The following is a 19,793-nucleotide window of genomic DNA, read 5'->3' as shown; positions in this document are numbered from 1 at the left end:
CAGGAAAAACTTACAGCATGAAGCTGCCCAGCAAGAAGCCGAAGCAGACAGCCAGAACCACACCCAGAGTACCCGGGATGAAGAACGGATGGTTAAAGACGAATTTACCAATGCGAGTTGTACCGGTGTCATCCATCTGAACTGCCGCAACCAGAGTTGGGTAGGTTGGCAGAATGAACAGGCCAGAAACCGCGGCGAAAGACGCAACAGCAGTCAGTGGGGAAACGTTCAGAGCCAGAGCCATCGGCATCAGTGCTTTAGCGGTTGCAGCCTGAGAGTACAGCAGTGCAGAAGCAAAGAAGAAGATGACAGCCAGCAGCCACGGATGACCCTGAATTACGCTACCTGCAGTATCTTTGATCCAGTCAATGTTGTGAGATACGAAGGTATCACCCAGCCATGCAACACCCAGGATACAAATACAGGCGCTCATACCGGCTTTGAAAGTGCTGGAGTTCAGGATTGAGTCAGTTTCAACGCGGCAGATGATTGTGGTCAGCGTCGCGATGCTCAGCATGATGATCAGGATTGCGTTGGTGGTGTTCATCAGCGGTTTAGCGACCAGACCGAGGCTTGGGCTGTTGACGATCGCATATACGACGACACAAACCACGCCCAGCAGGAACAACCAAACAGAAGTTTTTGCGCCCGCTTTGATTTCAACTTGTCTTTCACCACGCAGTTCAACCAGGCCTTCTTCCAGACGCTTACGATAAATCGGATCGTCAGACAGTTTGGAGTTGAACAGCGCAGTTACCAGGAAGGACATGACCAGAACAGCCAGCAGGGTGGACGGAATGACCACGGACAGCAGGTGAATGTAGCTGATGCCATGACCTTCCATTACGGAAGACATGTAAACCACGGCTGCGGAGATTGGAGAAGCCGTAATCGCAATCTGTGCAGAAACCACTGCAGTAGAGAGCGGACGGCAAGGTTTGATCCCTTGTTCTTTCGCAACTTCAGCGATAACTGGCAGCGTGGCCAGAGAGATGTTGCCGGTACCTGCGAAGATAGTCAGGAAATAGGTCACGATAGGTGCAAGGATCGTGATGTATTTCGGGTTTTTACGCAGCAGTTTTTCAGTTTGATGAACCAGATAGTCCAGACCACCTGCAATCTGCATAGCTGAAATGGCAGCGATAACCGCCATGATGATGGAAATAACATCGAACGGGATATTACCGGGTTTTACGCCGATAGCGGCGAGAACCAGAACACCCAGCCCACCTGCAAATCCAATACCGATACCCCCAAGTCTGGCACCTAAAAAGATTGCCAGCAAAACGATGATAAGTTCTAAAACTATCATATTAGCCTTCCTTGTTGTTTAACAAGTTGATATTAAATTGTTGTTTTTAAGTAACTTCGAGTAAGAAAAAAGGCACGTCATCATGACGTGCCTTCTCCGGTACTACCCTACACGATTACTGTTCGCTTTCATCAGTATAACGTTTTGCTTTATAAGCAGGGTGCATCAGGTTCTGTGCAGAGAAGATATCGTCCAGTTCAGACTCGGTCAACAGACCGCGCTCCAGGACAACTTCACGTACGCTCTTACCGGTTTCGGCACAAATTTTACCGACGATGTCGCCGTTGTGGTGACCAATGAACGGGTTGAGGTAAGTAACGATGCCGATGGAGTTGAATACAAACGCTTCACAGACTTCTTTGTTAGCAGTGATGCCACTAACGCATTTTTCCAGCAGGTTGTAGCAAGCATTGCTCAGAATGTGAATGGATTCAAACATTGCCTGACCAATGACCGGCTCCATTACGTTCAGCTGCAGCTGACCAGCTTCAGATGCCATGGTTACAGTGATGTCGTTACCGATGACTTTGAAGCACACCTGGTTTACGACTTCCGGAACAACCGGGTTCACTTTAGCTGGCATGATAGAAGAACCAGCTTGCAGTTCCGGCAGGTTGATCTCGTTCAGACCCGCACGCGGACCAGAGGAGAGCAAACGCAGGTCGTTACAGATTTTGGACATCTTCACAGCCAGACGTTTCAGTGCGCCGTGCACCATAACGTATGCGCCACAGTCAGAAGTTGCTTCAATCAGGTCTTCTGCAGGAACACAGGCGAAGCCGGTGACTTCAGCCAGTTTCTGTACTGCCAGCGGAGAGTACTCTTTCGGCGTGTTCAGACCAGTACCGATTGCTGTCGCGCCGAGGTTAACTTCCAGCAGCAGCTCAGCGGTACGGCTAATGTTTTTCACTTCTTCTTTCAACAGTACGCTAAAAGCATGGAATTCCTGACCGAGGGTCATCGGTACAGCATCCTGCAGCTGGGTACGACCCATTTTCAGGATGTCCTGGAATTCAACAGCTTTTTTCTCGAAGCCTTCGCGCAGCTGGTTCAGTGCATCAATCAGTTTGATGATGGATGCGTATACAGCGATACGGAAGCCAGTTGGGTATGCGTCGTTGGTAGACTGACATTTGTTAACGTGGTCGTTCGGGTTCAGGTACTGATATTCACCTTTCTGGTGACCCATCAGTTCCAGACCGATATTGGCCAGAACTTCGTTGGTGTTCATGTTGACGGAGGTACCCGCACCACCCTGGTAAACGTCTACCGGGAACTGATCCATGCATTTTCCGTTATTCAGGACTTCATCACACGCCGCGATGATGGCATTTGCCACACTCTTAGGAATGGTTTGCAGCTCTTTGTTGGCCATAGCCGCTGCCTTTTTAACCATTACCATACCGCGAACAAATTCAGGAATATCGCTGATTTTGTTGTTGCTAATGTAGAAGTTTTCAATCGCTCTCAGAGTGTGGACACCGTAGTAGGCGTCCGCTGGAACTTCCCTGGTACCCAACAAGTCTTCTTCGATACGAATGTTGTTTAACATGTGAACCTTCTTTTTCAAGCTGCCAATGATTTGACTAAACACACAGGATATATGTGATTTCGATTGTTTCTCGACCGACGATTATCCCCTGCATCGGTCTGATACCCGAGATCATATGCTGGTTCAGGATTTCTACCGTAATCTGGATCACTTAAAGCGTGGAATTTACCCCTTATTTATTATTCTGTGAAATGGATCACCCCTTTGTGATTAACCCCAAATATTAGTGTACAAGCCACTTGAAATTTTGCTAACCACCACAATATCAAATCGATGCGATTAACATAATTTTTCGAACAGAAGTTGAACAAAACGGCTGTTATTAACAGGAGATCCCTTTGCGCTGGATACCATTACTTGCCATTTTTCTCTATGTTTACATAGAGATATCTATTTTTATTCAGGTTGCCCATGTGATGGGCGTCCTGATGACGCTGATTTTGGTTATTTTTACATCGGTTATCGGTATGTCTCTGGTTCGTAATCAGGGATTTAAGAACTTTTTACTGATGCAACAGAAAATGGCGGCAGGTGAAAGTCCGGCTGCAGAAATGATCAAAAGCGTATCGCTGATTATTGCCGGTCTGCTGTTGGTGCTGCCCGGATTTTTCACCGATTTCCTCGGTCTTCTTCTTTTATTACCCCCGGTGCAAAAACATCTGACGATGAAACTGCTGCCACATTTGCGTTTTTCGCGTATGCCTGGCGGTGGTTTTAGCGCCGGAACGGGTGGCGGTGAGACTTTTGATGGTGAATTTCAGCGCAAGGATGACAAGCGCGACAGCATCGAACATAAAGACGATCGTCGGGATTAAGCATCAGTATGTAGGCCGGATAAGCGTTAGCGTCATCCGGCAAAAGTGTTTATAGGCCGGATGATGGCGTCAACGTTGCCTTATCCGGCCTGCGGGGTAAAAACAGCCACAGTCCTGCCAGCATAATCAACGCGTACAGACTCTTCCAGCCGACCATCGCCAGTAGCAGTAGGCACAGCAGACCGCCAATGACCGCCAGTACGCGATAATGCCCTTTCAGTAATCGACAACCTGCCAGCATGCACAGCAGATAAATCATAATAAAGATGCCGTTGGCGTAGACGATTAACGCATCGAGATTGATTTGCAGCATATAGATGCACAGAGTACTGATTACGCAACAGCCCAATACGGCGTTTAGCGCATTGCGCGGAAGGTGTCGGGGGGACAGACGAGCCAGATAACTCTCCGGCTTATACTGCGCTTGTGACCAGACCAGCCGGGCGAAGCTTTGTATATAAATGTTGAGGCTGGCAAAACAGGCCAGATAACCAATGATGCAGGCGACCCACAGAGCTTGTACGCCAAACAGTTGCACGACGATCTCTGGCAGCGACGCTGCGGCCGCCATTTGCTCGCCGTAGGCACCAAAATGGAGAACGACAACGGTGCATGCCCAATAAACAGACCCTGCCAGCAGCAGGCCGATCATCAGTGCGCGTGGGAAGTCTCGCTCCGGATTTTTGAATTCAGACGCCAGGTGAGCAAACGCTTCAAGGCCGACAAAGCACCAGAACATGACCGACAACGCGGCGAACAGGCCGGGAAGCTCAATATCGGTAATCGCAGGGAAGGGGATTTCGCCAGGTGTCAGATCGCCCGCCCACCAGATAGCAACAATCAGGGCAACAATCAGTCCTGCAATGACCGTTTGTAGATTCGCGCTGGAGCTTGCGCCGCGAGAGCCGATGTACCAAACCAATGCCAGCGTACCGAGCTCAGCCAGCAAAAGCTGCTCGTCATGCCAGCCAAACATCGCCTGACCGAATCCGGCGGCGATATGCAATGCCGCAGGCAAACCGACAGGAATGACCGACAAAAATAGCCATCCGGTGACGCGCTCCAGGCGTGAACCAAAGGCCATGCCGACAAAATGCGCCACACCGCCTGCGCTGGGAAAATGACGACCCAGTACGGCGAAGACAATCGCCACAGGAAAGACCAAAACAATCAGCACCGGCCATGCCCACAGGCTGTTGTTGCCCGCAACCAGTGCGGCCAGCGCGGGGACGGCAAAAACGCCTGTACCTAACAATGATGTCGACAACAGGCCAACGCCCTGAGCCAGTCCCAGCTCTTGTTTCAGTCCGCTCATAAATTGTTATCCGGTTATGCCCATTGATCGGGCTACAGCGCAGATTTTTGATGGTATCACAATCAGATTTGCTTATGACGACGTGACTGAAATCGTTATGAAATGTGAGGTGCGTCGGCGTTTTGACGGGATTTTCTGCTGATAAAAAATTTTTTTCGCTTGCCCCCTTGAAGGCACAAAACCCCATCCCCATCTCTCTGGTCACTAGCCGGGAAACCGTTTACGGGCCGGCGTCACCCATAACTGATAAAGACTTTCTCAAAGGAGAGCTATCAATGAGTATTCGTCCGTTACATGATCGTGTGATCGTCAAACGTAAAGAAGTTGAATCCAAATCTGCTGGCGGCATCGTACTGACTGGTTCTGCAGCAGGTAAATCAACTCGTGGCGAAATCATCGCTGTCGGTAAGGGTCGCATCCTGGACAACGGTACCGTACAGCCGCTGGACGTGAAAGTCGGCGATATCGTTATTTTCAACGATGGCTACGGAGTTAAATCTGAGAAGATCGACAATGAAGAAGTGTTGATCATGTCTGAAAGCGACATCCTGGCGATTGTTGAAGCCTAATCCGCGAACGACACTGAACATACGAATTTAAGGGAAAGAGAAAATGGCAGCTAAAGACGTAAAATTCGGTAACGACGCTCGTGTGAAAATGCTGCGCGGCGTAAACGTACTGGCAGATGCAGTGAAAGTTACCCTCGGTCCAAAAGGCCGTAACGTAGTTCTGGATAAATCTTTCGGTGCACCGACCATCACTAAAGATGGTGTTTCCGTAGCACGTGAAATCGAACTGGAAGACAAGTTCGAAAACATGGGTGCGCAGATGGTGAAAGAAGTTGCCTCTAAAGCGAACGACGCTGCAGGTGACGGTACCACCACCGCAACCGTACTGGCTCAGTCCATCATCACTGAAGGTCTGAAAGCCGTTGCTGCGGGCATGAACCCGATGGATCTGAAACGTGGTATCGACAAAGCTGTCGCTGCTGCTGTTGAAGAACTGAAAGCACTGTCCGTACCGTGCTCCGACTCTAAAGCTATTGCTCAGGTTGGTACCATCTCCGCTAACTCCGACGAAACCGTAGGTAAACTGATCGCTGAAGCGATGGACAAAGTCGGTAAAGAAGGCGTGATCACCGTTGAAGACGGTACCGGTCTGCAGGACGAACTGGACGTGGTTGAAGGTATGCAGTTCGACCGTGGCTACCTGTCTCCTTACTTCATCAACAAGCCGGAAACTGGCGCAGTAGAACTGGAAAGCCCGTTCATCCTGCTGGCTGACAAGAAAATCTCCAACATCCGCGAAATGCTGCCGGTTCTGGAAGCTGTAGCGAAAGCAGGCAAACCGCTGCTGATCATCGCTGAAGATGTTGAAGGCGAAGCGCTGGCAACTCTGGTTGTTAACACCATGCGCGGTATCGTGAAAGTCGCTGCAGTTAAAGCACCTGGCTTCGGCGATCGTCGTAAAGCAATGCTGCAGGATATCGCTACCCTGACCGGTGGTACCGTTATCTCTGAAGAGATCGGTATGGAGCTGGAAAAAGCAACTCTGGAAGATCTGGGTCAGGCGAAACGCGTTGTTATCAACAAAGATACCACCACCATCATCGATGGCGTGGGCGACGAAGCTGCAATCCAGGGTCGCGTGACTCAGATTCGTCAGCAGATCGAAGAAGCAACTTCTGACTATGACCGTGAAAAACTGCAGGAGCGCGTAGCGAAACTGGCAGGCGGCGTTGCGGTTATCAAAGTTGGTGCTGCGACTGAAGTTGAAATGAAAGAGAAGAAAGCCCGCGTTGAAGATGCCCTGCACGCTACCCGTGCTGCGGTAGAAGAAGGCGTGGTTGCTGGTGGTGGTGTTGCGCTGATTCGCGTAGCGTCTAAAATTGCCGGCCTGAAAGGTCAGAACGAAGACCAAAACGTAGGTATCAAAGTTGCGCTGCGCGCAATGGAATCCCCACTGCGTCAAATCGTACTGAACTGCGGCGAAGAGCCGTCTGTAGTGGCTAACACCGTAAAAGCGGGTGACGGTAACTACGGTTACAACGCTGCAACTGAAGAATACGGCAACATGATCGACATGGGTATCCTGGATCCAACCAAAGTAACTCGTTCTGCTCTGCAGTACGCGGCTTCTGTTGCGGGTCTGATGATCACCACCGAGTGCATGGTTACCGACCTGCCGAAAGGCGATGCGCCTGACTTAGGTGCTGCCGGTATGGGTGGCATGGGTGGAATGGGCGGCATGATGTAATTTAATCTTCATACTTCAAGCCGCAGGTTCGTTGGCCGCGTTCGTTCACCCCAGTCACTTACTCATGTAAGCTCCTGGGGATTCATGAACTTGCCGCCTGCCTGCAACTTGAATTATTTGATTAAATACGCATCTCGCGAAAAATGAGAAACCCTCGGGCAGAAATGTCTGGGGGTTTTTCTTTTGGTCATCTTTTTAGTATATGATTCAGCTACGGACATAAGGTCCAAATAATTGAATATGGGGAATGACATGCACGTGAAATATTTAGCAGGGATCGTTGGTGCCGCGCTACTGATGGCGGGTTGTAGCTCCAGCAATGAACTGAGTTCAGCCGGGCAAAGCGTACGCTTCGTCGAAGACAAGCCTGGCGCAGAGTGCCAATTGATAGGCACTGCAACCGGTAAGCAAAGCAACTGGCTTTCTGGCCAGCACGGCGAAGAGGGCGGCTCAATGCGTGGCGCAGCAAACGATCTGCGTAACCAGGCTGCGGCAATGGGCGGTAACGTGATTTATGGCGTCAGCAGCCCATCGCAGGGAATGCTGTCCAGCTTTGTTCCTACCGCCAGTGAGATGATTGGACAGGTTTATAAGTGCCCTAATTGAGAACTGCTGCTGATGCCGGATGGCGACGCTAAAGCGTCTTATCCGGCCTACGGTACGAATGATCGTAGGCCTGATAAGCGCAGCGCCATCAGGCATTCTGAGTCTTATGCGCAGACTGAACGCGTAAATGATGCAATGCGCGCAGGCACTGATCCTGATTGAGCTTTTGCGTCTTATCACCCGTCAACGTTCTGACAAACACCTGGCACGGTACACCGGCAAGTTTTTTCAGCCGCGGGCTGAAGTCGAGAAGGCGGCGAGTAATGGCTTCGGCTTCTTTGCTACCGGAAAGGGCGCGAGTTTTCACGACCGAACCACAGAACTGGGCTTTTCCTTTATCATCTGTATAGCGGTAAATAATCGCCAGATAATGATTAAACAGGTTATGTTTCCATTCGGGTTGTGTATAAGAGTCGTATTCCAGATTGTCGTTTTGCTGACAATCAACATCGTACAGCGGCAGGAAATCCAGCAGCGATGTTATTCGTAGCGCGAGTTCTCTCATGCCAGCATTATTTATTGCGTGAATAATTGCATGCGCCAGCACCTGAATCTGTAATTCATTAACCAGTAATTCGCATGTTTGTCCGTCATGCAACGTCAGAGAAAATGTTAAATTCTCGCCTTTGTCATCCACTAACATCAGCGAATTTATGCGGCGGTTAATATCCGCATTTTTTAGTTCATCTTCCTGAATTGACGGAATATTCTCGTGCATTTTTTTGCTGGCTTTATCACATGCCTTTTCATATTGTATACGCTCGTCTTTGTTTAGCTGAGAAATAGCGTACAGCCGGCTCTCCAGCGCGATAAGCAGGTCTCTAAGTCCAAGTGGAGAGAGAAAAAAGAGTGATTCCTTGTTTCTTGGTTCTTTTATTTTTAATGCCATGGCAACAAATTCATTCTTTTGACGAATAATGCCAGTATTAATGCCCTTAATACTTATAGCCATAAAAGGTTCTCCCTAACCATATATTTGTTAATATTCTGCATTTGAAATTATTGATAAAATTTACGAATGAATGATTTAACTGCGCTAATTAAAATAGCACAGATTAAAAGCGAGGCTCCACTTGTGGGGATTTAAATAATAAGTAATCGTGGTGAGTGTCCGGAATCGGACACTCAGTAATGGCTATTGTTGACGTAACTGCAGATCCAGCGGTGTTTTACTTGGCTCTCCACCAATTTCACGCGCCAGTTTGGGGACCATATAGCCGGAAACTAGCGTCAGAAGCTCACGCATAATGCGACGCGCTTCATCGTCGCTGACCATAAAGTGTGCGGCACCCTGCACTTTATCCAGCACGTGCAGGTAATAGGGCATCACACCGGCATCAAACAGTGTGTTGCTAAGGTTTGCCAGGGTTTGTGCGTTATCGTTCACGCCTCGCAGCAATACGCTCTGGTTGAGTAACGTAACGCCCGCGGCGCGCAGACTGCTCATCGCCTGGCGAAACGTCTCATCAATTTCATTGGCATGGTTAATGTGATTGACCAGCAGAATCTGCAAGGAGGAGTGCGCAAAACGCTCGACCAGTCCTTCTGTAATGCGCGCCGGGATCACTATCGGCAAACGGCTGTGAATACGCAGACGCTTAATGTGCGGGATAGCTTCCAGTTGCGTGAGCAACCAGTCCAGTTCGTGGTCCTTGGCCATTAACGGATCGCCACCAGAAAAGATGATTTCATCCAGCTCAGGGTGCGCGTTAATGTAGTCGATGGCGACCTGCCAGTTGCGCTTATTGCCCTGATTTTCGGCGTATGGGAAATGCCGGCGGAAGCAATAGCGACAATTTACCGCGCAACCGCCTTTAACCAGCAGCAGTGCCCGATTACGATATTTATGCAGCAGACCGGGAACCACGCTGTGCTGTTCTTCCAGTGGGTCGGTTGAGTAGCCTGGCGCGGCCACAAACTCTTCCTGGGCAGTCAGTACCTGACGTAAAAGCGGATCGTCCGGGTTGCCTTTCTCCATGCGGGCAATAAACGCACGCGGCACGCGCAGGGCGAAAAGCCGTCTCGCGTCGCGTCCGGCCAACAGTTTTTCATCTGCATCTATGTTCAAAAGATGCAGAAGTTCATCGGGATCGGTCACAACATCGGCAAGTTGCGATAACCAATCTTCTCTGGATGGGGTATTTAGGGTTACAATATGCGCCATTTTGTGGCTTAGCTACCAGTTAACAATTTTCAGAGGGCCTTATGGCAACGTACTATAGCAACGATTTTCGTGCTGGTCTTAAAATCATGTTGGACGGCGAACCTTATGCGGTTGAAGCCAGCGAATTCGTTAAACCAGGTAAAGGCCAGGCGTTTGCGCGCGTTAAGCTGCGTCGCCTGCTGACCGGTACTCGCGTAGAGAAAACCTTCAAGTCTACTGACTCCGCTGAAGGCGCAGACGTAGCCGACATGAACCTGACCTTCCTGTATAGCGACGGTGAGTTCTGGCACTTTATGAATAATACCACTTTCGAACAGCTGGCTGCAGACGAGAAAGCGGTAGGCGATAACGCTAAATGGCTGCTGGACCAGGCTGAATGCATCGTGACCCTGTGGAACGGTCAGCCGATCTCCGTAACTCCGCCGAACTTCGTTGAGCTGGAAGTTGTTGAAACCGACCCAGGTCTGAAAGGCGATACCGCTGGTACTGGCGGCAAACCGGCTACCCTGTCTACCGGCGCAGTCGTTAAAGTTCCGCTGTTCGTACAGATCGGCGAAGTGATCAAAGTGGATACCCGCTCCGGCGAATACGTTTCTCGCGTAAAATAAGTCTTCCATTTGATCTTATGGCGCAGGTTGCTGCGCCATACTTTTTCCAGGGCAGGAATGATGAAACGTCTTCTCGGTCTTGTAATGCTACTCCTTTTCACCAGCACCCTTCTGACAGGATGCAATACCGCGCGCGGCTTCGGTGAAGACATCAAACATCTTGGCAACTCAATTTCACACGCCGCCAGCTAATCCTTTCATATAGTCTTAAAAACGGTTGTTTATCCATCACACTCCCGGATCTTGTCTATTATTAAGTAGCTATACACAAACAATATTGGCTAGAAAAGGAAGACGTTATGGTTAAGAAGACAATTGCTGCGATCTTTTCTGTGTTGGTACTTTCTTCCGTTTTAACCGCGTGTAATACCACACGAGGCGTAGGACAGGATATCTCTGAAGGCGGTAGCGCAATCTCTGGTGCAGCGACAAAAGCTCAGCAATAGCAATAATGAAGAACGGTACGACGTCGTGTCGTACCGTTAATCACCCTTCCCTGGGAGTGAAAGGAACGGCGAGAAGCGGTTCCCCAGGTGCAGTTTCATACGGATATTCCGCTTATAGGTGTAGACCGTTTTGCCATGAATGCTGAGCGCGGCGGCAATGGCATTGTTACTCACACCATCCATCCACATTGATAATACTTTCTCCTCTTGCGGCGTAAGCAAAGGCGTGGCGTTTTTGGCTATTTCTAATGCGGGGCGAACCTGAAGCGCTTCCTGAATTGTGTGGGAGAGTGTGTTCAGCGTGGTGTGCTTGGTCAAGACCGAATGGGCTACGGATTGAGAGGCCACGATGGGGGCATGCTGTCTGTCTGCTGATTGCAGTAAAATCAGTGGGATGACGCCACAACTCATAAAAAAAGGTTTAATTGGCGGACTGGAGTGCGTCTCGCTAATAAAACTGTATAAATCCGCGATCACCAGATGCGGTTTCCATTGCAAAATATGCTCTTTTGCTAACAGGAGATTATTGATTCCTGATACCAGAAATGAGGAGCTGAACCTGCCAGAATGATTAAGCAAGGCCTCTATCCCTGTGCGGGTAAAGTGGCACCGGTCAATCACTAAAATTTTAAGCATAAACGTTTCGCATTCAGAAGAGGGGCAATCGACTTTCTGGTTTCAGAAAGCCCTTCATCATAGAGAACTCCGATGAGTGCCAAATGCGGGAACTACGCCGCTAATTATGCTTAATTCTTGCTTTTAGCAGGCAGTGAATAAAAAGGTTGAAATTCATTTTCTTCCGGGCAAAAATGCCATTTCACACATCAGCTTTGCAGGACGACCTGCAAACGCTTCATTCACCGGGGACGGCCCCATAGTTCTGGAGCCTGATATGTCCTGGATCGTTTTATTAATTGCAGGTTTGCTCGAAGTCGTATGGGCGATTGGCCTGAAATACACCCACGGTTTTACGCGTCTTACGCCAAGCATTATCACTATTGCGGCGATGATCGTCAGTATCGCCATGCTCTCCTGGGCAATGCGCACGTTGCCTGTTGGAACAGCTTATGCGGTCTGGACCGGTATTGGCGCTGTTGGGGCGGCCATTACAGGGATTTTGCTGCTGGGTGAGTCTGCCAGCCCGGCACGTTTGCTGAGCCTTGGGCTGATCGTTGCTGGTATTATTGGTCTGAAGCTGAGCACTCACTAAGCGCCAGGCTGTTTCACCCAAATCAGTTTATTCACTTCAAACCCTTCCCGGGTCGCGATGGCTAACATTTGCTGTTTCATTTCATCTGAAATAGTAGGGGTCCGTGAAAGGATCCACAGGTAGTCGCGATCCGGACCACAAACCAGCGCGTGACGATATTCCCGGTCGAGTGCAATTACGTTATACCCGCCATAGAAGGGGCCGAAAAAAGAAACTTTAAGCGCGGCTCTGCTTGGGTCGCCGGTGAAATAGGCTTTCCCTTCCGTTTTCTGCCACATCTCCCTGTCAGGGTTATAGCCCTTGTTAATAACGTTGATGCCGCCGTCGTCGCGCAAGCTGTATGTTGCGGTCACTTTATCCAACCCGCGCTCGAAACGATGGTCGAAGCGCGCAATTTCATACCAGGTTCCCAGATAGCGTTTGGCATCAAAGTTATTTACCACGGTAACGCCTTTCGGCGGTGTCGGGGAGCTACACGCGACAACCAGGAATGCAGCCGTAACTGCAGCAACGACGGGCAAAATGCGCATGGGATTTTCCTTGCTGTATTTTTGTTAAGTGTAGATGACAACAGGAAAAAAAGAGAAAGAAAGGAGGCCCAATATCCTGGGCCTCATCGTTAGTTATTGCAGCTTTTCAAGAATGCGCCAGGCCGCCTCGACACGGACAGGGTTAGGATAGCTTTTGTTTGCCAGCATCACGATGCCAAGGTTTTTTTCTGGAACGAAGGCTACGTAGCTGCCAAATCCTCCAGTGGATCCCGTTTTATGCACCCATGAGGCTTTCACTGCGGGGGCGGGCGGGTTTACCTCAACGGCGGGAAGCGCTGCCAATGCCACTTTGCTGTCGCTACCGTTGATGATTGAATCAGCTTTCAGCGGCCAGTTCAGCATCTCCCAGCCTAATCCCTGGTACATATCGCCAATACGCCAGTAGCGAGACTGCGCAAGCGCAATGCCCTGCTGGAGCGTTTTCTCCTGAACGCGGCTGGCGTCCATGTTGACCTGAACCCAGCGGGCCATATCAATAACGCTGGATTTCACGCCATAGGCTTCGGCGTCAAGTTGTCCCGGAGAAACGTGTACAGCCTTCCCTTCGCGATAGCCCCAGGCATAATCTTTTTGTTCGCTTTGCGGAACTTTAATCCAGGTATGTGCCAGTTTTAATGGTTGCAGGACGCGTCTGGTCATTGCCTCTTCGTAACTCATTCCTGAGGGTTTCACCGCCAGCGCGCCAAACAGACCAATGCTGGAGTTAGCGTAAAGACGCTTAGCGCCCGGGGCCCATTGCGGCTGCCAGTTTTGATAAAAACGCAGTAATGCGGCTTTATCCGTAACGTCATCGGGGATCTGCAGCGGCAGGCCGCCTGCCGTGTAGGTGGCTAAGTGCAGCAGGCTGATACCCTGCCACTGTTTGCCTGTCAGTTCTGGCCAGTATTTCGTGACCGGATCGCTGAGCTTAATTTCGCCGCGGGCGATAGCATCGCCGCCCAACACGCCGTTAAACGTCTTACTGACCGACCCTAGCTCAAACAGAGTTTGCTGCGTGACTGGGTGGTTATTGGTGATATCGGCTTTACCCCAGGTGAAATAATAGGGTTTTCCCTGGTAGATAACGGCAACAGCCATACCCGGAATAGCCTGCTCCTGCATCAACGGGGTGATGGTGCGATTAACGATATCGGCAATCTGTTGTTCTGTTTTGGCGGCGGCAAACGTGGATAAAGGGGCTGTCAGCAGCAGAGCGCAGCATAACGATTTTTTCATCATGAAATCAGTTCCGTAATTAAAAGCAAAAGGGTGTCCGGGCCCGTCAGACGCAATCAGTGTGTTTGATTTGCACCGTGTTGACAAACGGTTAAATTTAGCAGCAGATATAAGTTTTTCTAACAGGCCGAATGATGACGCGTAGCTATATCCCTCTTAACTCGCTGCGGGCTTTTGAAGCCGCGGCCAGACATCTCAGTTTTACCCGCGCCGCGATTGAGCTCAACGTGACGCATTCTGCCATCAGTCAGCATGTAAAAGCGCTGGAGCAGCAGCTAAATTGTCAGCTTTTTGTGCGCGGTTCTCGTGGATTAATGTTGACGACTGAAGGGGAAAGTCTGTTACCTGTACTTAATGACTCTTTCGATCGTATGGCGGGGATGCTGGATCGTTTTGCCACCAAACAGACCCAGGAAAAACTTAAAATTGGCGTGGTGGGGACCTTTGCGGTTGGGTGTCTGTTTCCTCTACTGGGCGATTTTAAGCGCAGTTACCCGCATATTGATTTGCATATTTCTACCCATAATAACCGCGTGGATCCCGCTGCCGAAGGGCTGGATTATACCATTCGCTACGGAGGGGGAGCCTGGCACGATACCGACGCGCAATATTTATGTAGCGCGTTGATGTCTCCACTGTGTTCGCCAACATTGGCTTCGCAGATTCAAACGCCTGCGGACATCCTGAAATTTCCGTTATTACGTTCGTATCGGCGGGATGAATGGACGCTTTGGATGCAGGCCGCCGGAGAGGCACCCCCGTCACCGACGCACAACGTGGTAGTGTTTGATTCGTCCGTCACCATGCTGGAAGCCGCGCAGGCGGGGATCGGTGTGGCAATTGCACCAGTCAGAATGTTCACGCATTTACTCAGTAGGGAACGAATCGTTCAACCGTTTTTAACGCAGATTGATTTGGGAAGTTACTGGATAACGCGTTTGCAATCGCGTCCGGAGACACCCGCGATGCGTGAATTTTCCCGTTGGTTGACAGGAATGCTGCACAAATAAAAAGGCCCGCCAATGGCGGGCCTGATAATTAACGCATGTACTTAGATGGTCAGAATACCAATAGCCGTTACAACGGTCAGGATTGCTGCCAGTCCGTAGAAGACCCATTTGCCAGCAGGCACGTGGATTTTCAGGTCATGCATCGCGTGGTGCATACGGTGTAAACCACACCACAGCGGCAGAACGATCATCAGGAACAGAAACGCACGTCCGATGAAGCTCTGAGCGAATGCCAGTACGCGTTCATAGCTGAAAGCATCAGGAACAAAGCCCAGCGGCAGCATAATGCCTACCAGCAGGATCATTACTGGCGCAATGATTGCGCTCCACATACCGCCTGCACCAAACAGGCCCCAGAATACGGGTTCGTCAGAGCGTTTTGGATTTGGATTAATCATTCCGGACTCCTTACCAGAACAGGGCAACAAACAGTATGACTACTGTCGCAACCACAGTAACTGCCCAGAGACCTTTGATGATCGGCTCTGGCCCCATTTTTTCGTCTTTTACGATGATGTTGGCTGCTTTTGGCGCCAGCTCAAACCAGGTTTTGGTATGCAGCAGCGCTGCTGCCAGGGCGATAATGTTAAGGATTACCACCACCGGGTTTTGCAAAAAGGCGACAAAGCCCATCCAGGACTCTGCACCATGCTTGAGTGCAAACAGGCCGATAATCAGTTCAATGCTGAACCAGACTGCCGGAACTGCCGTGCCTTCACGCAGCATGTAAAAACGATAAAATGGCAGCTTTTTCCACCAGGTGGACGTCATTGGCCGCACATAGGCTTTACGTTTAGTCGTCATCGTGCACTCCTTAGCGTGGTTTCAGGGTAGCGATAAGAAAGTCTTTTGAACTTTCAACTTTACCCTGCTGAATGGCCGCAGCCGGATCGACGTGTTTCGGGCAGACTTCGGAGCAGTAGCCCACGAAAGTACAGGTCCAGACGCCGTTCGGGCTGTTCAACTGAGCCATACGCTCCTTCTTACCGTGGTCGCGGCTATCTTCGTTGTAACGATGCGCCAGCGTAATCGCAGCCGGTCCAATGAACTCAGGGTTCAGGCCGAACTGCGGACACGCGGCATAGCACAGACCACAGTTGATGCAACCGGAGAACTGATGATACTTCGCCATCTGCGCCGGAGTCTGGGTGTTTGGACCCTGATCCGGTGTACGCGGGTTACCGATAATGTACGGTTTGATCGCTTCCAGGCTTTCGATAAAGTGCGTCATGTCGACGACCAGATCGCGCTCAATCGGGAAGTTGCCCAGCGCTTCAACCTTCATGCCGTTGGTGTAATCACGCAGGAAGGTTTTGCATGCCAGTTTCGGTACATTGTTGACCATCATGCCGCAGGAGCCGCAGATCGCCATACGGCAGGACCAGCGGTAGCTCAGGTCCGGTGCCAGGTTATCCTTGATGTAGCCCAGCGCATCCAGCAGTGACGTGGTTTCATCATAAGGAACTTCGTAGAAAGCACTGTGCGGCGCGGTATCGGTTTCCGGGTTATAGCGCACCACCTCAACTTTCAGGTTTTTCATCTCAGCCATTCGCCTTCTCCTTCTTATCGGCTGCTTCCGCTTCGCCACCGTAAACACGTTTAGCTGGTGGCAGAGTGGTGATTTTCACGTCGCTGTATTCCAGGCGAGTCGTGCCGTCAGCATCGCGGAAGGCGAGGGTGTGTTTGAGGAAGTTCACATCGTCACGCTCGGTGCAGCCTTCATCCAGACGCTGGTGCGCGCCGCGGGATTCTTTACGCGCCAGAGCAGAGTGCGCCATACATTCAGCAACGTTCAGACCGTGACCCAGTTCGATGGTATACAGCAGGTCGGTGTTGAAGACGCTGGAGGTATCAGTGATACGTACGCGCTTGAAGCGTTCCTGCAGTTCCGCCAGCTTATCAACGGTTTTCTGCATGAGTTCCGGCGTACGGTAGATACCGCAACCTTCTTCCATGGACAGGCCCATTTCGTCACGGATCTTAGACCAGTTTTCGTTACCTTCCTGGTTAACCAGATCTTTCAGACGTTTTTCAACGCCAGCAACCTGTGCATCAAGAGCGGCACTGTTTGCAGCGCCAGCCGTTGCAGCGCGTTCTGCTGCCTGCTCACCGGCCATACGACCGAAGACCACCAGTTCTGCCAGGGAGTTAGAGCCCAGACGGTTAGCGCCATGCAGACCAACAGAGGAACATTCGCCGACAGCGAACAGACCTTTAATGCGGGTTTCACAGTGCTGATCGGTTTCGATACCGCCCATGGTGTAGTGCGCGGTCGGACGTACCGGGATCGGTTCTTTAACTGGATCGACACCCACGTAAGCTTTCGCCAGTTCGCAGATGAACGGTAAACGTTCGAGCAGTTTTTTCTCGCCGAGGTGACGCAGGTCGAGGTGAACCACATCGCCACGCGGAGTGGAAATGGTGTTGCCTTTGCGCCATTCGTGCCAGAACGCCTGAGAAACTTTGTCGCGCGGACCGAGTTCCATGTATTTGTTTTTTGGCTCGCCCAGCGGGGTTTCCGGACCCATGCCGTAGTCTTGCAGATAACGGTAGCCGTTTTTGTTGACCAGAATACCGCCTTCACCACGGCAGCCTTCAGTCATCAGGATACCGGAGCCTGGCAGACCTGTTGGGTGATACTGAACGAATTCCATATCACGCAGCGGAACGCCGTGGCTCAGCGCCATGCCCATACCGTCGCCGGTTACGATGCCGCCGTTGGTGTTGTAACGGTAAACACGACCTGCGCCGCCCGTTGCCATAACAACAGCGTTAGCACGGATTTGCACCAGCGTGCCTTCCATCATGTTCATGGCAACCAGGCCGCGAGCATGACCGTCGTCAACCAGGATATCCAGAACGAAGTGTTCGTCAAAGCGCTGAATCTGCGGGAACTGCAAAGATGTTTGGAACAGCGTATGCAGCATGTGGAAGCCGGTCTTATCCGCGGCAAACCAAGTACGCTCGATTTTCATGCCGCCGAAGCGACGTACGTTGACGCTACCGTCTTCACGACGGCTCCATGGGCAGCCCCATTGTTCCAGTTGCGTCATTTCAGTTGGGCAGTGGTGGACAAAGTAATCCACGACATCCTGCTCACACAGCCAGTCTCCGCCTGCTACCGTATCGTGAAAATGGTAGTCAAAGCTGTCATGATCCTGCGCGACAGCAGCAGAGCCGCCTTCGGCAGCAACGGTATGGCTGCGCATTGGGTACACTTTTGAGATCAGTGCGATTTTAGCGTTGGGATTTGCTTGTGCGGCAGCAATTGCAGCACGTAATCCCGCGCCACCGGCGCCTATAATGGCAAGATCGGCTTGAAAGGTTTGCACGACATTCCTCCAGATTGTTGTTATTTCATCCCTGCCTGAAATCAGATGCTTCATCGGCTTCAAACAGGTTATGAACGCGTTTCCACTGCTCCTTTATAGGTACAATAGTATAGTCTTAGGGATGTGCGGGAAATTTGACGTGTTCGATTTTTTTAGCGTGTCATAGGGGGGAATTATCATTGAATTTGATTAATTTAATTACTAAACCACCCTAAGTCGCTTTTTTTATCCAATTGCCAGTGATGATTAGTGCTGCCTGAAATTTGTCTCGTTAGCGCGATACGAGTAGACTTCGTGCCCTTGTCATAAATCGGAGAAACAACCATGAGCGAAACGGCAACCTGGCAGCCGAGCGCGTCCATCCCCAATTTGTTAAAACGTGCAGCAATTATAGCGGAGATTCGCCGCTTTTTTGCCGATCGTGGCGTGCTTGAGGTTGAGACCCCTTGTATGAGTCAGGCAACGGTAACGGACATCCACCTGTTCCCGTTCGAAACGCGTTTCGTTGGTCCTGGACACTCCCAGGGAATGAATCTCTATTTAATGACCAGCCCTGAATACCATATGAAGCGCCTGCTGGTGGCAGGATGCGGCCCGGTGTATCAACTGTGCCGCAGCTTCCGTAATGAAGAGATGGGGCGCCATCATAACCCTGAATTCACCATGCTTGAGTGGTATCGTCCGCACTACGATATGTATCGCCTGATGAATGAAGTGGATGATTTGCTCCAGCAGGTGCTGGACTGCTCACCTGCGGAAAGCCTTTCTTACCAGCAGGCCTTCCAGCGCCATCTGGAGATTGACCCGCTGTCTGCGGATAAAACCCAACTGCGGGAAGTGGCGGCGAAATTGGATCTCAGCAATATCGCTGATACCGAAGAAGACCGGGATACCTTACTGCAACTGCTGTTTACGATGGGTGTTGAACCGCATATTGGTAAAGACAAGCCGACGTTTGTGTATCATTTCCCGGCCAGCCAGGCATCACTGGCGCAAATCAGTACCGAAGATCACCGCGTGGCTGAACGTTTCGAGGTTTATTTCAAAGGTATTGAGCTGGCGAATGGTTTCCATGAATTAACCGACGCGCGCGAACAGCAGCAGCGGTTTGAACAGGATAACCGCAAACGTGCCGCACGAGGCTTACCACAGCAACCTATCGATACCAACCTGCTGGAAGCGCTGAAAGTCGGCATGCCGGATTGCTCAGGCGTTGCGCTGGGCGTTGACCGTCTGGTGATGCTGGCGCTGGGCGCAGAGAGCCTGGCCGAGGTAATCGCATTTACCGTCGATCGCGCATAACTTACTCTTCTGCAATACAAAGTGGTGGCTTAATCGCCACTTTGTAGCATATTTTTTCATTTCCCCTCTAATGGCCACAATTTTCACCTGGATATTTGA

The 19,793-nt window shown here is 50.8% G+C and carries 22 protein-coding genes; 10 read left to right on the top strand and 12 right to left on the bottom strand.

Annotated elements, in window-relative coordinates; translation table 11 throughout:
• Window positions 1-10 precede the first annotated feature (10 nt).
• The gene (gene dcuA, locus OGX86_RS03035) at window positions 11-1,312 is read right to left on the bottom strand and encodes an anaerobic C4-dicarboxylate transporter DcuA (RefSeq protein WP_003830670.1); all 1,302 of its coding nucleotides are present in this window, start codon (window positions 1,310-1,312) and stop codon (window positions 11-13) included.
• 115 nt (window positions 1,313-1,427) lie between these two features.
• Complete coding sequence (aspA, locus tag OGX86_RS03030; RefSeq protein WP_048215096.1) at window positions 1,428-2,864, bottom strand: aspartate ammonia-lyase; 1,437 nt, start codon at window positions 2,862-2,864, stop codon at window positions 1,428-1,430.
• Window positions 2,865-3,202: 338 nt separating this feature from the next.
• Between aspA and OGX86_RS03025 the strand changes: the two genes are divergently transcribed.
• Window positions 3,203-3,679 carry an FxsA family protein gene (locus OGX86_RS03025; protein WP_003025457.1) on the top strand — a complete coding sequence of 159 codons (477 nt, stop codon included), beginning with the start codon at window positions 3,203-3,205 and terminating at the stop codon, window positions 3,677-3,679.
• A gap of 49 nt (window positions 3,680-3,728) precedes the next feature.
• Here the strand turns inward: OGX86_RS03025 and yjeH are convergent, their stop codons facing one another.
• Window positions 3,729-4,994, bottom strand: coding sequence for an L-methionine/branched-chain amino acid transporter (gene yjeH, locus OGX86_RS03020; protein ID WP_008785985.1), 1,266 nt, complete (start codon window positions 4,992-4,994; stop codon window positions 3,729-3,731).
• A 275-nt stretch (window positions 4,995-5,269) separates the two neighbouring features.
• Here yjeH and OGX86_RS03015 point away from each other — a divergent pair, with 275 nt between their 5' ends.
• From OGX86_RS03015 to OGX86_RS03005, 3 genes are all read left to right on the top strand, one after another.
• Window positions 5,270-5,563, top strand: a complete 294-nt coding sequence (locus OGX86_RS03015) for a co-chaperone GroES (RefSeq protein WP_000027827.1) — start codon at window positions 5,270-5,272, stop codon at window positions 5,561-5,563.
• A 43-nt stretch (window positions 5,564-5,606) separates the two neighbouring features.
• Window positions 5,607-7,250, top strand: a complete 1,644-nt coding sequence (gene groL, locus OGX86_RS03010) for a chaperonin GroEL (RefSeq protein ID WP_003830576.1) — start codon at window positions 5,607-5,609, stop codon at window positions 7,248-7,250.
• A 252-nt stretch (window positions 7,251-7,502) separates the two neighbouring features.
• Window positions 7,503-7,856: a DUF4156 domain-containing protein gene (locus OGX86_RS03005; RefSeq protein ID WP_003025468.1), complete on the top strand. Its 354-nt coding sequence runs from the start codon at window positions 7,503-7,505 to the stop codon at window positions 7,854-7,856.
• 88 nt (window positions 7,857-7,944) lie between these two features.
• Here OGX86_RS03005 and yjeJ read toward each other — a convergent pair whose 3' ends face one another.
• Window positions 7,945-8,808: a YjeJ family protein gene (yjeJ, locus tag OGX86_RS03000; protein WP_048227213.1), complete on the bottom strand. Its 864-nt coding sequence runs from the start codon at window positions 8,806-8,808 to the stop codon at window positions 7,945-7,947.
• Between the two features lie 183 nt (window positions 8,809-8,991).
• On the bottom strand, window positions 8,992-10,020 hold the full coding sequence (gene epmB, locus OGX86_RS02995; protein WP_136391434.1) for an EF-P beta-lysylation protein EpmB: 1,029 nt from the start codon (window positions 10,018-10,020) through the stop codon (window positions 8,992-8,994).
• A 41-nt stretch (window positions 10,021-10,061) separates the two neighbouring features.
• Here epmB and efp point away from each other — a divergent pair, with 41 nt between their 5' ends.
• From efp to ecnB, 3 genes are all read left to right on the top strand, one after another.
• A complete protein-coding gene (gene efp / locus OGX86_RS02990; RefSeq protein ID WP_003025478.1) occupies window positions 10,062-10,628 on the top strand; it encodes an elongation factor P in 567 nt (188 codons plus the stop codon).
• 57 nt (window positions 10,629-10,685) lie between these two features.
• Window positions 10,686-10,820, top strand: coding sequence for a lipoprotein antitoxin entericidin A (ecnA, locus tag OGX86_RS02985; protein WP_003830568.1), 135 nt, complete (start codon window positions 10,686-10,688; stop codon window positions 10,818-10,820).
• 107 nt (window positions 10,821-10,927) lie between these two features.
• The gene (gene ecnB, locus OGX86_RS02980; RefSeq protein WP_003025482.1) at window positions 10,928-11,074 is read left to right on the top strand and encodes a lipoprotein toxin entericidin B; all 147 of its coding nucleotides are present in this window, start codon (window positions 10,928-10,930) and stop codon (window positions 11,072-11,074) included.
• Window positions 11,075-11,110: 36 nt separating this feature from the next.
• On the opposite strand, the gene OGX86_RS02975 is transcribed toward ecnB, so the two are convergent.
• Window positions 11,111-11,710: a LuxR C-terminal-related transcriptional regulator gene (locus OGX86_RS02975; protein WP_286639276.1), complete on the bottom strand. Its 600-nt coding sequence runs from the start codon at window positions 11,708-11,710 to the stop codon at window positions 11,111-11,113.
• A gap of 256 nt (window positions 11,711-11,966) precedes the next feature.
• Between OGX86_RS02975 and sugE the strand changes: the two genes are divergently transcribed.
• Window positions 11,967-12,284, top strand: a complete 318-nt coding sequence (sugE, locus tag OGX86_RS02970; protein ID WP_000118520.1) for a quaternary ammonium compound efflux SMR transporter SugE — start codon at window positions 11,967-11,969, stop codon at window positions 12,282-12,284.
• Here the strand turns inward: sugE and OGX86_RS02965 are convergent.
• Together OGX86_RS02965 and OGX86_RS02960 are read right to left on the bottom strand one after the other, a co-directional pair.
• Window positions 12,281-12,814: a lipocalin family protein gene (locus tag OGX86_RS02965; RefSeq protein WP_001221666.1), complete on the bottom strand. Its 534-nt coding sequence runs from the start codon at window positions 12,812-12,814 to the stop codon at window positions 12,281-12,283. The genes sugE and OGX86_RS02965 overlap by 4 nt on opposite strands.
• 93 nt (window positions 12,815-12,907) lie before the next feature.
• Window positions 12,908-14,053, bottom strand: a complete 1,146-nt coding sequence (locus OGX86_RS02960) for a class C beta-lactamase CMY-39 (RefSeq protein WP_063859839.1) — start codon at window positions 14,051-14,053, stop codon at window positions 12,908-12,910.
• A 131-nt stretch (window positions 14,054-14,184) separates the two neighbouring features.
• On the opposite strand from OGX86_RS02960, the gene ampR reads away from it, so the two are divergent.
• The gene (ampR, locus tag OGX86_RS02955) at window positions 14,185-15,060 is read left to right on the top strand and encodes a LysR family transcriptional regulator AmpR (RefSeq protein ID WP_020996269.1); all 876 of its coding nucleotides are present in this window, start codon (window positions 14,185-14,187) and stop codon (window positions 15,058-15,060) included.
• 41 nt (window positions 15,061-15,101) lie between these two features.
• On the opposite strand, the gene frdD is transcribed toward ampR, so the two are convergent.
• Genes frdD through frdA form a run of 4 tightly spaced genes read right to left on the bottom strand, consistent with a single transcriptional unit; the run spans window position 15,102 to window position 18,392 of the window.
• Window positions 15,102-15,458: a fumarate reductase subunit FrdD gene (frdD, locus tag OGX86_RS02950; RefSeq protein ID WP_003025535.1), complete on the bottom strand. Its 357-nt coding sequence runs from the start codon at window positions 15,456-15,458 to the stop codon at window positions 15,102-15,104.
• A 10-nt stretch (window positions 15,459-15,468) separates the two neighbouring features.
• On the bottom strand, window positions 15,469-15,864 hold the full coding sequence (frdC, locus tag OGX86_RS02945; RefSeq protein ID WP_003025537.1) for a fumarate reductase subunit FrdC: 396 nt from the start codon (window positions 15,862-15,864) through the stop codon (window positions 15,469-15,471).
• A 10-nt stretch (window positions 15,865-15,874) separates the two neighbouring features.
• Window positions 15,875-16,609: a fumarate reductase iron-sulfur protein gene (gene frdB, locus OGX86_RS02940; protein WP_003025540.1), complete on the bottom strand. Its 735-nt coding sequence runs from the start codon at window positions 16,607-16,609 to the stop codon at window positions 15,875-15,877.
• Window positions 16,602-18,392, bottom strand: a complete 1,791-nt coding sequence (frdA, locus tag OGX86_RS02935) for a fumarate reductase (quinol) flavoprotein subunit (RefSeq protein ID WP_003830519.1) — start codon at window positions 18,390-18,392, stop codon at window positions 16,602-16,604. Before frdA ends, frdB begins: the two co-directional genes overlap by 8 nt.
• Before the next feature lie 324 nt (window positions 18,393-18,716).
• On the opposite strand from frdA, the gene epmA reads away from it, so the two are divergent.
• Window positions 18,717-19,694, top strand: coding sequence for an elongation factor P--(R)-beta-lysine ligase (epmA, locus tag OGX86_RS02930; RefSeq protein ID WP_048215093.1), 978 nt, complete (start codon window positions 18,717-18,719; stop codon window positions 19,692-19,694).
• Window positions 19,695-19,793: the final 99 nt, after the last annotated feature.

Source organism: Citrobacter sp. Cpo040 (assembly GCF_030332915.1).
In the GTDB taxonomy this organism is placed as follows: domain Bacteria; phylum Pseudomonadota; class Gammaproteobacteria; order Enterobacterales; family Enterobacteriaceae; genus Citrobacter; species Citrobacter portucalensis.
The sequence above is the reverse complement of the archived record's forward strand: the minus strand, read 5'-3'. Positions and strand labels throughout refer to the sequence as shown.

Bases quoted from the DNA above. Each gene is read 5' to 3' on its own strand.
- dcuA (WP_003830670.1), bottom strand. From the start codon at position 1,312: ATGATAGTTTTAGAACTTATCATCGTTTTGCTGGCAATCTTTTTAGGT.
- frdB (WP_003025540.1), bottom strand. From the start codon at position 16,609: ATGGCTGAGATGAAAAACCTGAAAGTTGAGGTGGTGCGCTATAACCCG.
- ecnB (WP_003025482.1), top strand. From the start codon at position 10,928: ATGGTTAAGAAGACAATTGCTGCGATCTTTTCTGTGTTGGTACTTTCT.
- ampR (WP_020996269.1), top strand. From the start codon at position 14,185: ATGACGCGTAGCTATATCCCTCTTAACTCGCTGCGGGCTTTTGAAGCC.
- yjeJ (WP_048227213.1), bottom strand. From the start codon at position 8,808: ATGGCTATAAGTATTAAGGGCATTAATACTGGCATTATTCGTCAAAAG.
- OGX86_RS03005 (WP_003025468.1), top strand. From the start codon at position 7,503: ATGCACGTGAAATATTTAGCAGGGATCGTTGGTGCCGCGCTACTGATG.
- frdD (WP_003025535.1), bottom strand. From the start codon at position 15,458: ATGATTAATCCAAATCCAAAACGCTCTGACGAACCCGTATTCTGGGGC.
- yjeH (WP_008785985.1), bottom strand. From the start codon at position 4,994: ATGAGCGGACTGAAACAAGAGCTGGGACTGGCTCAGGGCGTTGGCCTG.
- sugE (WP_000118520.1), top strand. From the start codon at position 11,967: ATGTCCTGGATCGTTTTATTAATTGCAGGTTTGCTCGAAGTCGTATGG.
- OGX86_RS02965 (WP_001221666.1), bottom strand. From the start codon at position 12,814: ATGCGCATTTTGCCCGTCGTTGCTGCAGTTACGGCTGCATTCCTGGTT.
- groL (WP_003830576.1), top strand. From the start codon at position 5,607: ATGGCAGCTAAAGACGTAAAATTCGGTAACGACGCTCGTGTGAAAATG.
- OGX86_RS02975 (WP_286639276.1), bottom strand. From the start codon at position 11,710: ATGCTTAAAATTTTAGTGATTGACCGGTGCCACTTTACCCGCACAGGG.
- aspA (WP_048215096.1), bottom strand. From the start codon at position 2,864: ATGTTAAACAACATTCGTATCGAAGAAGACTTGTTGGGTACCAGGGAA.
- efp (WP_003025478.1), top strand. From the start codon at position 10,062: ATGGCAACGTACTATAGCAACGATTTTCGTGCTGGTCTTAAAATCATG.
- frdC (WP_003025537.1), bottom strand. From the start codon at position 15,864: ATGACGACTAAACGTAAAGCCTATGTGCGGCCAATGACGTCCACCTGG.
- epmB (WP_136391434.1), bottom strand. From the start codon at position 10,020: ATGGCGCATATTGTAACCCTAAATACCCCATCCAGAGAAGATTGGTTA.
- OGX86_RS02960 (WP_063859839.1), bottom strand. From the start codon at position 14,053: ATGATGAAAAAATCGTTATGCTGCGCTCTGCTGCTGACAGCCCCTTTA.
- ecnA (WP_003830568.1), top strand. From the start codon at position 10,686: ATGATGAAACGTCTTCTCGGTCTTGTAATGCTACTCCTTTTCACCAGC.
- OGX86_RS03015 (WP_000027827.1), top strand. From the start codon at position 5,270: ATGAGTATTCGTCCGTTACATGATCGTGTGATCGTCAAACGTAAAGAA.
- epmA (WP_048215093.1), top strand. From the start codon at position 18,717: ATGAGCGAAACGGCAACCTGGCAGCCGAGCGCGTCCATCCCCAATTTG.